Raw genomic sequence first — 15,249 nt, forward strand, 5'->3', positions numbered from 1 at the left:
ATTAAAATTGCAAGAGTTTTTTATTTATTATTTGAAAATACATCTAAATGTCCATCTAAAAACTCATTAGCCTCTTCAATACTCATCCCTTTAACTTCAGATATTTCTTGAACTACAAAGCCTCTCGTTGAATTTAATGTTTGACTTTCACTTGAATTTGCATTTCCACAGTTTTTAACTTGTGTTAAGTTACAAACTACACTTAAATAATCATCGAAAGTTCCATTTTTAACTTTCTTACTATTATTTTCTTCTCTTTCTCTTTTAACAGATTTTTGTAGATTATCAACTTCTTCAGTATAATTAACTATATCTTTAAGACTATTATCAATTTCCTCTGAATCACTAACTAATCTAATATTAGCATTTTCAAATCTACTAGCTGGTAATTTTAACTTCATTGTACTATTTACTATGTCTATTTCGTAAAAGTTTTGTTCCTCACCTTTAAACTCTCTTTCTTCAATACATGAAATAATACCAACACCTTGACCTGGGTAAACAATTTTGTCACCTACATTGAACATATAATTACCTCCTTATATGTTTATCATTATATTATATCATACTTTTACAATTTAAAGTTGATTTTTTCATAATTTTATGTATACCAATTATTGGATTAATATATTTATATAAAATAAAAAATTAATCCTGAAAATAATATTTTATCTACAAGATTAATTTCCCCCCTATTTTTTTAATTACGTACCACAATATGTTTTATAAGGACAAGATGGCACTTCTGGTATTTTTGAGTACTCTTCACTTATATTTGAATAATCATAAGGATTCTTAAGAGCTTCTAAAAACTTATTTATAACACTATAGTCATTATTATTTACTGCAGCTTTTATTGCATTCTCTACAATATAATTTCTTGGTATTACTGTTGGATTGTTTGATTGCATAAGTTTTTTAATTTCATCTCTAGATTTATTTTGTTTAGCTAATCTAGCTTGCCATGATTCATACCACTTTTTAAAATCATCACTTTTAAAAATACTCATTTCTTCTAAATTACCTAATGTTAAGTTTAAAAAAGTATTTGTATAATCAGCTTTAAATTTATTCATTATAGTTAAAAGTGATAAAATTAAATTTTCATCTTCCTCTTCTTTATTAAATAACCCAAGCTTTGCTCTCATTCCATTAAAATAATACTCATTATATAATTTTCCATAGTTTGATAATGCCTCTTCAGCTATTTTAATTGCATTATCTATATCATCATCTAGTAATGGTAGTAAACTTTCCGCAAATCTAGTTAAGTTCCAAACACCAATTTTAGGCTGATTTCCATAAGCATATCTTCCATTAATATCAATAGAACTAAATACTGTATTTATATCATATGAATCCATAAATGCACATGGACCATAATCTATAGTTTCTCCACTAATTGTCATATTATCAGTATTCATAACACCATGAATAAATCCAACTAGCTGCCATTTTGAAATAAGCTTTGCTTGATTATTTATAACCTCTTTAAGAAGATATAAGTAAGAATTTCCTTCATAGGTATCTTTTTTAAAGTGTCTATTTAAAGTATAATCTGCTAGTTTTTTAAGATCTTCAACATCTCCAAAATTTCTTGCAAATTGAAATGTTCCAACTCGTATATGACTTTTTGCTATACGTACTAATAATGCACCTTCTAAAATTTCTTCTCTTATTACATTTTCACCAGTAGAAATAACTGCTAAACTACGGGTTGTTGGAATTTTAAGCCCATACATACCTTCGCTTATTATATATTCTCTAAGCATTGGCCCTAAAGCTGCTTTTCCATCTCCACCTCTTGAATATTTAGTTTTTCCTGCTCCTTTAAGTTGAATATCAAATCTTTGTCCATTTCTTGATATAAATTCACCTAAAAGTATAGCTCTACCATCTCCAAGCATTGTAAAGTGTCCAAATTGATGACCTGCATAGGCTTGTGCTATTGGTGTACTTCCTTCTAAAAGTTTATTTCCTACTAAATACTGTATTCCTTCGTCACTATTTAAAAACTTTAAATCTAATCCTAAATCTTCTGCTAACTCTTTATTAAATTCTACTAATTTAGGATTTAATATTTTTTCAGGAATTTCTTTTGAATAAAATATATTTGGCAATTCACAGTATGTATTTTCTAATTTTAAGTTTTTATTATCCTGTATCATTATATCTCCTTTTTTATTTTTTTATTTTATCATTATTTAATATTAGTATTTTGTATTATCTTAATATATATTCATTAGTTTATACAGTAGCTATATTTACTAATTTACTAATACTTAGATGATATAAAATACATTAAAAGGACATTTAATATAAATTAAGGGACAGTAGGTATATTGCTATGAAAGCAACTCTATCTACTGTCCCAAAAAGCCACCGACTTAGCTAGTGGAAATTTATTTTTTATCCATATATATATTATCTACTTATTTTTACACCCAAATTGCAAATATCTTTTTACTATCAACCATTATTGTTTCACTTTTATATTCTTTCGTCTTATTAAAGTTATAAATAATAAGATAGCCACAATCTAATTCATTAATCTCTAAATAATCACTTAACTGTTTAAGACCTTTTTTGTGATATTCCTCACCTCTCCAAATCTTAAGCTCTACTAAATACTTTTCTTTTAAATAAGTAATTACAACGTCTAATCTCTTTTCTTCTGAAATTTGTACTTCTTTAAAGTCAAAACCAACTCCATTTATTATTGGTTTTATAAATGCTAAGAATAGAAGTCTACCTTCTCTTTCTATAAATTTAGAATCAATAGAACTATATTGTTCCTTAATAAACTGTTGGAATCTTAGAAGAATCTTTTTAAAATCTAACCCTGTAGAAGTTATAAAGTTTTCCTTAAAATTATAAGAACTCATATCAACTTTATTTTCCAACTTAGAAGAATAATAATTATATAATCTTTGTTCAAATATTCTATTTGATATTTTCACTTTTCCGTCCTTATTTATAAAATATCCAAATACATTTCCTAAATTAATTATAGGATTATCAAGATTAAAACTCTTTTCTTCTCCATTCATTATTAGATCAAATATATAGTCTTTTAACTCTTCATTATTTTCAACATTTTTTATTAAATCTTCAAACAAAGTATTACGCTCTGATAATAAGATTTTATTTGCCTTAATTATATATTCTTCTGTCCATTCTAAATTTTCTTTGTTAAGTTTTTCATCAATTATCTTGCATATTCTAGTAACTAAAAAAGGGTACCCACTTGTATATCTATATAATAACTGTGCTATATTTCTTGTATTCATAATTACATTTTTCTCTGAAGAATACTCTTTTAACATAGATTCTATTTCTTTCTCATTAAATTTCATATCTATGTCAAAATCAACCGCTATGTTCCAAGGACTATTATATTTCTTTTCATCTTCATTTCTAAATTTTAGTTTTAAATTTCTTATATCATATACTCCAGCTAAAATTACACTACTAAAAGTTTTATCTTTTCCTTGTTTCCTTAACAAATACTTATTTCTAAGCATTCCTAAAAAGCTCAAAAATAACTGATTATTAGAGTTCTTATCTACTTCATCAATAAATAAAATAACATCTTTCTTACTATCCCTAACAAACCTTGTTATAAGCTTAGATAAGTCTCTTAAATTATCAATATCATTTTCATATCCTAATAACCTTTTACTTTCTTCTTCATTTGTAAATTCCAAGCTTTCTGCCATTAATTCTATAAATACCTTAGAAAATGTTTTTTCTTTAAGAAAGACTTCATCCCCTATCCCTTCAAAACTCATGCTTACTACCAAGTAATCATTTTTCAGTCTCTGTTCTAACATATACATAGTTGTAGTTTTTCCATACTGTCTTGGTCTATTTATAATAAAGTAATCTTTTTCTTTTATCAGTTCTATAATTTTATCAAGTTTATCTGTTATATCAACCATATAATGCATAGTTGGTATACATACACCAGTAGTATTGAATCTTTTTTTCATTAATATCGCCTCCTTTTTAAATAACATATATAAGATTATGTTAATTAATATTTTCTACAATCAAACCTTGCTATATCTATATCATCTTAAAATACATTTTTTCTCAAATGTAATTTTGTATAACTTTTTCCTTACAAATCATATCTTAAAAGAACATTCTTATTCATAATTTTATATTATTACTAAAAAAATAACTAGACTCAAACTAAATAAAATTTTATATAATTATCAAAAACATATAAACAATTTTCCTAACGTTTATTAATCTATATAATCCTCAATATTAATACCATTTCTCTTCAATTTCTCACTATAAGAACAATGATTATTATAATAATTCATCCACATATCACCAGTATCCAAAAAGCGTCCAATGCCATTAGGCTTGTTCAAAAAATTCGCCAAACTCCATCTATAATCATAAAAATAATCACTTTCAAATACCAATCCATAATTATTTATAGCACCAACAATTTCATCTACAGAATAAAATTTCAGAGCATTATCCATAGCCCCCTTAACTTTAGAGTCTAAACTCCCTATATTAGCTATACCTTTGTCATTCCAAGTATTTAAAATATATATATATAATTTATTATTTATATTATTATTAATATTATTATTAATATCATAACAACTAGTATCACTTTGGTATCTACCTCTGCTAAACCCTTTATTTTCAACACTTTCGTTCAAAATAGCACCTGGTGTTTTAAGGATACTAGTATCATAATAATCACCACTACCAGTACCTCTAGAGATACCAGTACTAGTATCATTTATATAACCAGTACTAGTATCACTTACATAACTACTACTAGTGACATTTTTATTACCTGTATCTATTTTATTACAAGTACCTATACTCCCAAATACCCTGGTACCATTCCCTATTTCACCCCTAGTTGTTATTCCACAACTCAAACAATCGTTACTATTAGAATTCATAGTATCGTTATTTTCAATTATTTCATTAGAAACAATTTCATCATTTATCATATAATCCTTAACTATTTTATAACTGCTAACCCTTCCTTTAGTTTTAATAATTTCTATATAACACTTTTCTTCTAATGCTCTTAATATATTTGAGATTTTTACTTTTCTTTTTGTTTGAAATTTATCCATTAAATATTTTAATGGAACAGTTACTATATTTTCTTCTGTCTTTAATGTCTCAAATAAAATTAACATATACCCCTCATTTATATTTATCTCTTTATCATTTAAAATTTTCCCTACACAATTATCCATAGTACAGCCCCCCTAAATGGCAAATATTTATATATGTATCTATATTTTACACTATCAATGTTGCAATAATATTGCATTTTGCACCTAAAACAAAAAAATTTTGTTAAATTTCGCAACATCTATCATATTTCATTATTTATATTGTCTTATGCATAAATTTTTAATTAAAATCAGTTCCTTATTATTGTTTTTATAATTAATACCTATTTAATAGTATATTGTTTACGTATAAGCTCTAGCTTTCCCTCCATATAATTAACTTAAAGCAAAAAAACATTCTAGTAGATATGAAATGTCTACCTACTAGAATGTTTTTCACTAATACGAATTATTTATTATTTTAACACTTTTAATTATTTTAACTTACAATAAATTTCATCGCTAACAGCTTCAAGCCATTCATTACTTGCACCTTCTGCTGGTATCTCAATAGCTAGATGACAGAACCAACTGTCTGCTGCTGCACCATGCCAATGCTTAACTTCAGTTGGAATATTAACAACATCCCCTGCTTTTAATTCTCTAGCTTCTTCTCCCCATACTTGATAATATCCTCTTCCCCCAGTAACAAGTAAAATCTGTCCACCCTTATGATGAATATGCCAATTATTACGACATCCTGGTTCAAAAGTTACATTACCAATACTAACTCCTTCAGTTGTTAACATATTTAAATGTGCATTTCCTATAAAATACTTAGAAAACATTTCTGGTAATGGTTCTCCCATTTTAAATACACTTAAATTCTTATTATCACTCATCTTAAAACTCCCTTTAATACCTATTTAATAAATTCTTTTGCTGCTGCATCAACACATTTTAATGCATTTAATGAGCGTGGATAACCAATGTACGGTAAACATTGTGAAATAATCTTAATTAAAAACTCCTTGTCATTTCCAATTTTCATATTTGCAGCAGCATGTGAAGTCAATTGTGGTTCACACCCACCTTGTGCTGATAAGAAACAAAATGTAATCATTTCTCTTTGCTTATAATCAAGCCCTCTACGAGTGTAGTAATCTCCAAAGCAGTTAGCTGCTAGCCAATAATTAATGTGACGTTTTTCCTCTGGTCCAGACTTCCAAAAATCCTTCATGTTATCTCCAAAAATATCTACCTGTACTTTTGTTCCAGATTCACGTCTATTTTCTGTATTAGTAGTTGATTGACCTTCAAGTGGCAATTTAATTCCTCTACATTTAAGTATTTCATTTGTAGCTTTTAAAAATGGAAATACACGTGCCATACCAAGATAAGCAACTGCTTGATATACAATTTCCTTAACTTCAATTGGTGTTACTTCAAAGTTAAGTGCAACTGGAAGAATATCTTTATATATATCAATTCCTTGACATCCTATAAGAGTTGCTATAATTGCCATAAATCTTGTTTTATCATCTAGATCATCTTGATTAACTACTTCATCAAAAGCAAAATTTTCAAATATCTCAACAAATTCTGGATCAGTTTCACCAAACTCCGAAATACAACCTAATCTCATTTTTTCACGATACTCATTTGTTTTATTTGTAATTTTCATAATTAAACACCTCCATTTATTGGAATAACTTTATAATAGAACTTTAAGTTAACTCTAAGTCAATATCTAATTATAGGATTTTATTATTTATCATTTTTGCTATCTAACTTAAAAACTTCTCCTGCTGCAAGTATATTAATACGCTCTTGATTTACTACTCTTCCTATTAAATCAGCCGGGTCTCCATTAAAAGCATTCATTTCTGGAGCATCTACTGTTCCCCAATGAATTAAAATTAACTCTGCATCAGGATAAGTATTAGCAAGTTTAACCGCATCATCTAATCCAATATGCCATGAGTTATCAGAAAAATCTAATAATATTACATCAGGAGATGGCATTTCTAACTGCTCCTTTAATAGTCTTGAATCACCTGGTAACCAAATAGTACCTTCTGGAGTATCAATCCAAAATCCACAATAGTCTTCAAACTCAAATTTTCTAATTTTACTATACTTACTACTTTCATTTTGCCATGCATGATCAGCAGGTGTTAATTTTACATTTAAATTTCCCACCTTAAAACTTTCATATATATCATGACCAATACCATTTAATCCTTCTTCCTTCATTAATTCTGCTACATAATGTGGTCCATGATATGAATTACATACATTAGAAAGATTTTTACATGTAGTTCTACTAAAATGATCATTATCACAATGTGTAATTAAAACAGCATCTAAATTAGGAACGTCTTCAGACTTAATTGGCATATCTACTAATAATGGTAAATCAAATCCTTCTAATAATGGATCAATCATTATTACTGTTCCATGTGAATTTATCATAATTCCTGCACTTGATAACCATCGAATTTCAGTATCATTTATTTTATCAAAAGCCTCTCTCAAAATTGGTATAGTCTTTGGAGCTACTGCTTGCTTTTTTACGTTTCTCATTATTCTTAATCCCACTTTCATTAAATTTTAAAAACTTATTTTTCTTTAAAAGCACTTTTAATTTCTTCTATAAATTTAGTTGTTGCAGAAGAAAATATTTGATGTTTTTTCCATACAATCACTGTTCCAGTTTCAACCTTTGGAAAAATTGGTTTAAAACAAATATTAGTTTCATCATTAACATTAATTAAATTCTCTAAACTAAAAGCATATCCTAACCCTTCTTCTACCATAACAGAAGCATTTAAAACAAGATTATATGTTGAAATAATATTTAACTTATCATAATTCTTACCAAACCAATTAAAAATTTCATTTTGAATCATTCCACGTCTTGAACTAATTAAGGGCTTATCAATTAAATCATCAGCTGTAACATAATCTTTACTAGCTAAAACGTCATCTTTTCTCATTAAAACGCCCCAAACCTCTTTTTCCTTTAGACGTACAAAATCATATTTTGAAATATCTACTGGCTCAGTTAAAAGTCCTATATCAATTAAGCCTTTATCTATTTTCTCTTTAATATCATCAGCATTTGCACTATATAAGTTATACTGAACTTGAGGATATAAATCATGAAAGTCTTTCATTACTTTTGCAAGGCTATGCATAGAATTAGTTTCTCCACTACCAATGAATATTTCTCCTGCAATAATATCCTCATAATTTGAAAATTCATTTTCTGTTTTTTCAGCTAACCCTACTATTTCCTCTGCCCTTCTTCTTAAAAGCATACCTTTATCAGTTAAAACTATTTTACTTTTACTTCTTATAAAAAGCTGAACCTTTAGCTCTTCTTCTAGTTGCATTAGTTGTCTTGATAATGTAGGTTGTGTTATATTTAAACTTTCAGCTGCCCTTGTAATATTTTCTTCTCTTGCAACAGCTAAAAAATATTTTAAAACTCTAATTTCCATGTTATCACCTCTACTTTTGTATATTATACATTATTTCCCTCGAGCTTAAATAATTATATACAATTTAAGATACTAATTTTTCTCTATTTATGATTTTATTTTCTTTAGTAATAACAAAAGTTAAAATTAAACATATTGTATTAATTCCTATAGCTAATATAAATGAAAAATTATATGAGTTTGTAAAATCATATATATAACCTACTAATGTTAATGCAAAAGCTGCACCTAAATTTGATAAAAAAGATATAATTGGAAATACCTTTGAGTAATTATCTATTCCAAAGAAATACTTTGTTAAAACTGGTAGTCCTACCGCACCAACTGAATATATAGATCCAAAAAGGAAGGCACCAACTATTATCATTGATGATAATCCACTCATAAGTAAAATAACTCCTAAAGTATTTATTACTATCATTGTAATACTTGCTTTAACTGGTCCAATCTTATCACTCATAAATCCAATTACTAGCTTTGAAATAACATTCCCAAGCATCCCTGCTGATAATAAGCTAGCTCCTACTGATGCACTATATCCTATTGATTGTGCAAAACCTGGTAAATGCTGAGTTATTCCTGTAATTGTTGTATTTATAAGTGCAAATATACAAAAGCTTATAAATATGGTTGTCATAAAATCAAATCTTTGATTTTTATTAATATTTTTATTTATAATTTCATTTGTGCTATAACCAAAAGGTAACTTACCTTCATCTTTTGCAGTAACTTCAAATGGATAAATAACTGCTGGTAAACATAATGCAAGAATTATTCCAGCTTTGACTATATAAGCAGTTTCCCATCCTAACACTTCAATACATCTAGCTAAGATAGGTGAGCAAATAGCTCCAGCAAGTCCACTAAAGCCAAAAACTATTGATGTAGCCAATCCATGATTCTTTTCAAACCACCCATTTACTATCATTGTCAAAGGCACAATTGAAAATAAACCTGTACTAAATCCTCTTATAGCACCTAATAAATAAAATATATAAATATTTCTTGAATAAGCCATCATTCCAGTAGAAATAACTGAAATTAATACACTAAGTATTAAAATTAATTTATATGAAAATTTATTCATAATTTTAGGTACAATAAGTGCTGACATTGCAATTACAATAGAAAATATAGTCATATGCATGGAAAATGTTCCTCTCATAATTCCTAAATCTTCAGATACAGGAGTATAAAACACTCCTGATGAATTAATTGATATTCCAATTGAAGATGCAGCAAGTCCACAACATACAACTAAAACAAGCCAAGGCTTAATATTATTTTTATTCATCAAATAACCCTTTCTTATTCATGTCCAACAATATTATGTGGAATATATTTCTCTTCAAGATATTTTATATCTTCATCAGTTAATTTAACTTTTAAGGCTTGTTCAAAATCATATAAGTATTTTTCCTTTGTAACTCCTACAATAGGTGCTGTAACTCCTTTGCTCCATAACCAAGCAATTGATACTTGCGACTTTGTTACATTATATTTTTTTGCAATTTCAGAAACTCTTTCAACGATTATTTTATCGCTTTCTTCTGTAGTATCATATTTTACTTTTGCAACTTTATCCTCTTTAAATCTCTTTGAATCTGAATTCCAATCACGAGTCAATCGTCCTGCTGCTAATGGACTATATGGAACTAAAGCTACCCCCATATCCTTACATAATTGATTCATTTCTCTTTCCTCTTCACGATATAATAAATTATAATGACCTTGCATTACCGAAAACTTTGTCCATCCATTCTTTTCAGCTATATATTGAGCCTTTGCAAATTGCCATGCATACATTGATGATGCTCCTAAATATAAAACTTTTCCTGAACGTACTAAATCATTAAGTGCACACATAGTTTCTTCAATTGGTGTATTATAATCCCATCTATGAATGTATAAAATATCAATATATTCTACTCCTAAACGTTTTAAACTTGCATCAACTTCATTCATAATAGCTTTTCTAGATAATCCTGATTTGTTTGGCCCTTTTCCCATTGACCCACTAACCTTTGTTGCAATAACAATCTCATCTCTACTTGCATAGTCTTTTAATGCACGTCCTAATATTTCTTCACTAGCTCCTAAACCATATACATTTGCTGTATCAAAAAAATTTATTCCAATATCTAATGATTTTTTTATTATCTTTCTAGATTCTTCTTCATTTAATACCCAACTATGAATCCATTTTTCTGGATCTCCAAAACTCATGCATCCTAAACAAATCTTTGATACTTCTAATCCTGTATTACCTAATTTTACGTATTCCATATATTATTCCTCCTTAAATCACTTTCTTTTACCTTATACTAATATTTTATTTTACAATTCCAATAATGTCTAATACCTATAATAAATATAAAATAATGCCTAATAAGCATTATTAATTTAGGCTTTCTAAAAAAACTCTAATTTTCACACCTATCATTTGGATCAACTATTTCCTAAAATAAAACACTCAAGGTAAATTAATTATTATCACCTTGAGCGTTTTCCTTATACTATATTAACCTATATATTTTTTCCCATTTCATAAGCCTCTAAGAATTGTGGAGTATTTTTAATTTCTCCCTTTCCCCATGCTCCAGTTCCATAAATTATCCCTTTTTCCTTTGCACCTGAAAGGCAATCTTCTGTAAATCCACGTATTGCCTCTACTGTACGTTTAAGCATATCTTTATTTGTATCAGCTGCAGTCATGATATAATAAAAATCCTTATTTCTTATTTCAGTATATCTTGGTACAGTTCTATCAATAAGTGTTTTTAATTGCCCATCCATTGAATAAAAATAAATTGGTGTTGCTAAAACAATTGCATCAGCACTAACCATTTTATCAAGTATTTCAGCCATATCATCATGTTGAACACATTTGCTAGTTGAATTACAGACTCCACAACCCATACAGTAATTTATTTTTTTCTGTGCTATAAATATTTTTTCAACATCATGCCCACTTTCTTTTGCACCTCTCATAAACTCATCACAAAGCAAATCTGAATTTCCACCTTTTCTTGGACTTGAAGATAAAATTAATACTTTTTTACTCATATTCACACCCCATTATATAATTAAAATTTTTAATTTAATTTTATATTTTAAGTATAAGTATTGAAGTTAACTCTAAGTCAATAGCATTTCTAAAGTTTTCTTATAAAACAAAAAATTAAATTCTTGATTGTAATACTAAATTAATCCTCGCACTACAAATTACAATCATCAAAACCACTAAAACTTATCTTATATGAAATATTTTCTTAAATTTATATTAATAAAACCCAAGTAGAACAATATAATCTTTCTACTTGGGTTTTTGAATTATTTTAAATTCATCTAACTTTATTTTCGTTGAAATTTCTATTATTTTAAAAAGCTTTTTACAAATTCAAACAAACTATTTCTTACCTCAATATTTTCTTCTAAAAAGTTTACTAAGGTCTCTATTTTAAGTTGCTTATATCTATGACCAATTCTATTTCTTATAAGTCTTGCCGAATTTATATAATTAGCTATTTCATCTGAGAAGATATTTTTTTCTTTTAATAGTTTTATCGCTGCATCAACCGTAATTCCTATTTTATATATGTTATATTCTTTCAAAAGCATTGATATAAAATCCTCATATAAAATAAACATACTTAAGTACTTATATTTTAAACTATTTGAAATTTCCTTTCTTAATATATCGTTTTCTAAGTAATTTTCTAATAGTTTTAATGAATCTTCTATATCCTTACTTTCACTTTCTATATCATAAATTAATTTTTTTAACTTTTCCTTATTAACTATCTAAAACCACCCTATCTAATCTATTCCAAAACTCAATATTTTCTCTAAATAAGTTATCATAATAATTATATGTTTCTTCATATATTCTATCCTTAATTATAACCATATCACTATTTAAAGCCTCTATTTTTATAATATTTTCTATCTCCTCATCATTTATATCTATAAGATCTATGCTTCTTCCTAGAAAATCCTCTAACTCTAAAGTTAGGTTTAAATCCACTGTATCTGATATTTTATTCTCTCCAATAATTGCTATATCAATATCTGATTCTTCATTAAAGTCATCTTTTGTTAAACTACCAAATATAATTACATTCTCTATATTATTTCTTTTAAAGATTTCCTTAAATTCATTACTTTTTACTAATCTTAAAATATCTTCTTTTGAATTCTCTCCTAATATATTTCTATTAAAACTCATGTAAATCTCCTCTAATTTAACCAAATTTTAATTAACTTCTATCATTGAAACTGACTTTTATATAAATAATTATAACATTTGTTATATAAAAAGTTACAATAACGTAATCTTTAATGAACATACACCTTCATTTAAATACTTAATGCTATTTCCTCCTGTATTTTGACGGTGTACAACCATAGATATTACGGAATGTTTTTGCAAAATAACTCATATCCTGAAAACCACACATTATACCAATATCAACTATTTTCATATCTGTATTTGTTAATAATTCAGCAGCCTTTTTAATACGAAAAGACTTTAAATATTGTATAGGTGTAGTTCCAATTGTATTATGAAAACAACGTAAACATTCACTTACACTTAAAGATACACTTTCAGCAATTTCATCAATAGTAATATTATCTGAATAATGTTCATCAATATATTTAATCATATTTTTCATACGCTGACTATCTCTTAACTTCTTTGTTGATGTATTTGATTCTATACACTCTAAATGTTTAGACATAAGATAAATGATCTTTGATAAAGCATTACGAACTTCAAATTCATACCCCTCTTCTTCATTAGCACAAAGATACCATGCTTCATCAATACTACAAAGTATATCTTTTTGCCAGTGTATTGAATAATCTAAAAACAATCCTTTAAAAGAAATATTACTCAAAATCGGATTTAAATGTTTAGTCCAAAATATACTATTAGAACTTCCACCAACTAAACGAGGATGAAATACAATAGAATGAAATCTACAGTTAATACTTTCATAAATCCATCCACCATGAAGAACCCCTGTATTAATAAAAAATCCATTTCCTTCATTTACAATATGCTTTTCACCATCTACAGCAATAATAGCTCCCCCTTCTGAAACAACAATTAACTCTAATTCTTCATGCCAATGCCAATCAACACATTCTCTTTGTAAATCATCATGGTAACATGCTATAGGGAAACTAGCAATTCCATGTTCTATTAATTCAAGACCAGTTTTATCTATTTTTGATATACATTCTGATAAAGCCATAACTACTCCTTTTTGAAGATATTGTCATATGAAAACGACTATTTTATCTTATTAATTTTATTTTTTTGATGATATAATCATATCAATATATAAAGGAGGAAATCAATATGTTTAGTTTATTATTAGCAGTTATATATTTAGCTTTTATTAGCTTAGGACTGCCAGATTCATTATTAGGTTCTGTATGGCCTACAATTTATCAAGAATTTAATGTTCCTGTATCTTATGCAGGTGCAATTTTTATGATTATTTCAGCTGGTACAATTTTTTCTAGCTTGCAAAGTGATCGTCTTACAAAATTATTAGGAACAGGTAAGGTTACAGCATTTAGTGTTCTGATGACAGCAGTAGCTTTATGGGGATTTTCTATAAGTAGCTCTTATTGGATGTTAGTATTATGGGCAATACCTTATGGTCTTGGTGCGGGTAGTGTTGATGCTTCATTAAATAACTATGTAGCTCTACATTATAAGAGTCATCATATGAGTTGGCTTCATTGTATGTGGGGTGTTGGAGCTAGTATAGGTCCATATATTATGAGCTTTGCATTACTTAATGGACAAACTTGGAACATGGGATATCGTTATATATCATTAATACAAGTTGTATTAACTATTATAATTATGTTAAGTTTACCACTTTGGAAAAAACGTCCTGTTATAGACGATGTAGATGGTGTTCAAGAATCTGAAAATAAAAAAGATAAAGCACTTACTTTAAAAGAAATAGTTAATATTCCAGGAGCTAAACAAGTAATGCTTATGTTTTTCTGCTATTGTGCATTAGAACAAACAACTGGATTATGGGCTAGTAGCTACTTAGTACTACAACATGGATTTGATTTAGAAATATCAGCAAGTTATGCAAGTCTATTCTTTATAGGAATTACAGTAGGACGAGCTGTTAGTGGGTTTATTACTATGAAGCTCAATGATAAACAAATGATTTATTTAGGACAAGTCATTATTTTAATTGGTATTATACTTATGTGTTTACCATTTGGTCATCAAGTTGCTCTAGTAGGCTTGGTTACTATTGGTTTAGGTTGTGCTCCAATATACCCATGCATTATTCATTCTACACCAACGAATTTTGGAGCAGATAAATCACAAGCAGTTATAGGTGTACAAATGGCAAGTGCTTATGTTGGAAACTTACTAATGCCACCTCTATTTGGTATTATTGCAAATCATATAAGTGTAAGGCTATTTCCAGTATATTTACTATTAATTTTAATAGTTATGGTAGTAATGCATATTAAGTTAAATAAAAGTGTATCAAAAGATATGTTAATAAATTAAAAAAGGAGCTGTATCAGATTGAATTAATAAATTCAGTCTGAATACAACTCCTTTTTAATTGTTCAAAATTTTATAC

General features: G+C 27.4%; 15 protein-coding genes. 1 reads left to right on the forward strand and 14 read right to left on the reverse strand.

Annotated features, from left to right (window positions below; all coding sequences use genetic code 11):
• Positions 1-20: 20 nt before the first annotated feature.
• The 14 genes from ABUA17_RS00940 to ABUA17_RS01005 form a co-directional block, all read right to left on the reverse strand.
• A complete protein-coding gene (locus ABUA17_RS00940) occupies positions 21-527 on the reverse strand; it encodes a CarD family transcriptional regulator (protein ID WP_042398206.1) in 507 nt (168 codons plus the stop codon).
• A 177-nt stretch (positions 528-704) separates the two neighbouring features.
• On the reverse strand, positions 705-2,168 hold the full coding sequence (locus ABUA17_RS00945) for a protein adenylyltransferase SelO (RefSeq protein ID WP_195952387.1): 1,464 nt from the start codon (positions 2,166-2,168) through the stop codon (positions 705-707).
• Between the two features lie 270 nt (positions 2,169-2,438).
• On the reverse strand, positions 2,439-3,992 hold the full coding sequence (locus tag ABUA17_RS00950; RefSeq protein ID WP_195951352.1) for a GxxExxY protein: 1,554 nt from the start codon (positions 3,990-3,992) through the stop codon (positions 2,439-2,441).
• A gap of 261 nt (positions 3,993-4,253) precedes the next feature.
• On the reverse strand, positions 4,254-5,246 hold the full coding sequence (locus tag ABUA17_RS00955) for a hypothetical protein (RefSeq protein WP_042398197.1): 993 nt from the start codon (positions 5,244-5,246) through the stop codon (positions 4,254-4,256).
• Positions 5,247-5,599: 353 nt separating this feature from the next.
• A complete protein-coding gene (locus ABUA17_RS00960) occupies positions 5,600-6,007 on the reverse strand; it encodes a cupin domain-containing protein (RefSeq protein WP_195951353.1) in 408 nt (135 codons plus the stop codon).
• A 20-nt stretch (positions 6,008-6,027) separates the two neighbouring features.
• Positions 6,028-6,789 carry a carboxymuconolactone decarboxylase family protein gene (locus tag ABUA17_RS00965; RefSeq protein WP_195951354.1) on the reverse strand — a complete coding sequence of 254 codons (762 nt, stop codon included), beginning with the start codon at positions 6,787-6,789 and terminating at the stop codon, positions 6,028-6,030.
• A gap of 83 nt (positions 6,790-6,872) precedes the next feature.
• Positions 6,873-7,691: an MBL fold metallo-hydrolase gene (locus ABUA17_RS00970; RefSeq protein WP_154820663.1), complete on the reverse strand. Its 819-nt coding sequence runs from the start codon at positions 7,689-7,691 to the stop codon at positions 6,873-6,875.
• Positions 7,692-7,726: 35 nt separating this feature from the next.
• Entirely contained in the window at positions 7,727-8,611 is an 885-nt protein-coding gene (locus ABUA17_RS00975) for a LysR family transcriptional regulator (RefSeq protein ID WP_055275859.1), read from the reverse strand.
• A 64-nt stretch (positions 8,612-8,675) separates the two neighbouring features.
• Entirely contained in the window at positions 8,676-9,905 is a 1,230-nt protein-coding gene (locus tag ABUA17_RS00980) for an MFS transporter (protein ID WP_195951355.1), read from the reverse strand.
• A 14-nt stretch (positions 9,906-9,919) separates the two neighbouring features.
• Complete coding sequence (locus ABUA17_RS00985; protein ID WP_042398175.1) at positions 9,920-10,897, reverse strand: aldo/keto reductase; 978 nt, start codon at positions 10,895-10,897, stop codon at positions 9,920-9,922.
• 240 nt (positions 10,898-11,137) lie between these two features.
• On the reverse strand, positions 11,138-11,677 hold the full coding sequence (locus ABUA17_RS00990; protein WP_042398172.1) for a flavodoxin family protein: 540 nt from the start codon (positions 11,675-11,677) through the stop codon (positions 11,138-11,140).
• A 309-nt stretch (positions 11,678-11,986) separates the two neighbouring features.
• The gene (locus ABUA17_RS00995) at positions 11,987-12,262 is read right to left on the reverse strand and encodes a HepT-like ribonuclease domain-containing protein (RefSeq protein ID WP_341478586.1); all 276 of its coding nucleotides are present in this window, start codon (positions 12,260-12,262) and stop codon (positions 11,987-11,989) included.
• A gap of 145 nt (positions 12,263-12,407) precedes the next feature.
• Positions 12,408-12,839, reverse strand: coding sequence for a nucleotidyltransferase family protein (locus ABUA17_RS01000; protein ID WP_195951356.1), 432 nt, complete (start codon positions 12,837-12,839; stop codon positions 12,408-12,410).
• A 145-nt stretch (positions 12,840-12,984) separates the two neighbouring features.
• Positions 12,985-13,872 (reverse strand): AraC family transcriptional regulator, encoded by an 888-nt coding sequence (locus tag ABUA17_RS01005; protein ID WP_154820660.1) that lies wholly within the window; start codon positions 13,870-13,872, stop codon positions 12,985-12,987.
• A 107-nt stretch (positions 13,873-13,979) separates the two neighbouring features.
• Here ABUA17_RS01005 and ABUA17_RS01010 point away from each other — a divergent pair, with 107 nt between their 5' ends.
• Positions 13,980-15,173: an MFS transporter gene (locus ABUA17_RS01010; protein WP_195951357.1), complete on the forward strand. Its 1,194-nt coding sequence runs from the start codon at positions 13,980-13,982 to the stop codon at positions 15,171-15,173.
• Positions 15,174-15,249: the final 76 nt, after the last annotated feature.

The sequence above is a fragment of the Clostridium sp. RTP31139st1_H3_RTP31139_211217 genome (assembly GCF_040227035.1).
GTDB classification, from domain to species: domain Bacteria; phylum Bacillota; class Clostridia; order Clostridiales; family Clostridiaceae; genus Clostridium; species Clostridium saudiense.

Coding starts and splice junctions, on each gene's coding strand:
- ABUA17_RS00940 (WP_042398206.1), bottom strand. CDS start 527: ATGTTCAATGTAGGTGACAAAATTGTTTACCCAGGTCAAGGTGTTGGT.
- ABUA17_RS00945 (WP_195952387.1), bottom strand. CDS start 2,168: ATGATACAGGATAATAAAAACTTAAAATTAGAAAATACATACTGTGAA.
- ABUA17_RS00950 (WP_195951352.1), bottom strand. CDS start 3,992: ATGAAAAAAAGATTCAATACTACTGGTGTATGTATACCAACTATGCAT.
- ABUA17_RS00955 (WP_042398197.1), bottom strand. CDS start 5,246: ATGGATAATTGTGTAGGGAAAATTTTAAATGATAAAGAGATAAATATA.
- ABUA17_RS00960 (WP_195951353.1), bottom strand. CDS start 6,007: ATGAGTGATAATAAGAATTTAAGTGTATTTAAAATGGGAGAACCATTA.
- ABUA17_RS00965 (WP_195951354.1), bottom strand. CDS start 6,789: ATGAAAATTACAAATAAAACAAATGAGTATCGTGAAAAAATGAGATTA.
- ABUA17_RS00970 (WP_154820663.1), bottom strand. CDS start 7,691: ATGAGAAACGTAAAAAAGCAAGCAGTAGCTCCAAAGACTATACCAATT.
- ABUA17_RS00975 (WP_055275859.1), bottom strand. CDS start 8,611: ATGGAAATTAGAGTTTTAAAATATTTTTTAGCTGTTGCAAGAGAAGAA.
- ABUA17_RS00980 (WP_195951355.1), bottom strand. CDS start 9,905: ATGAATAAAAATAATATTAAGCCTTGGCTTGTTTTAGTTGTATGTTGT.
- ABUA17_RS00985 (WP_042398175.1), bottom strand. CDS start 10,897: ATGGAATACGTAAAATTAGGTAATACAGGATTAGAAGTATCAAAGATT.
- ABUA17_RS00990 (WP_042398172.1), bottom strand. CDS start 11,677: ATGAGTAAAAAAGTATTAATTTTATCTTCAAGTCCAAGAAAAGGTGGA.
- ABUA17_RS00995 (WP_341478586.1), bottom strand. CDS start 12,262: ATGTTTATTTTATATGAGGATTTTATATCAATGCTTTTGAAAGAATAT.
- ABUA17_RS01000 (WP_195951356.1), bottom strand. CDS start 12,839: ATGAGTTTTAATAGAAATATATTAGGAGAGAATTCAAAAGAAGATATT.
- ABUA17_RS01005 (WP_154820660.1), bottom strand. CDS start 13,872: ATGGCTTTATCAGAATGTATATCAAAAATAGATAAAACTGGTCTTGAA.
- ABUA17_RS01010 (WP_195951357.1), top strand. CDS start 13,980: ATGTTTAGTTTATTATTAGCAGTTATATATTTAGCTTTTATTAGCTTA.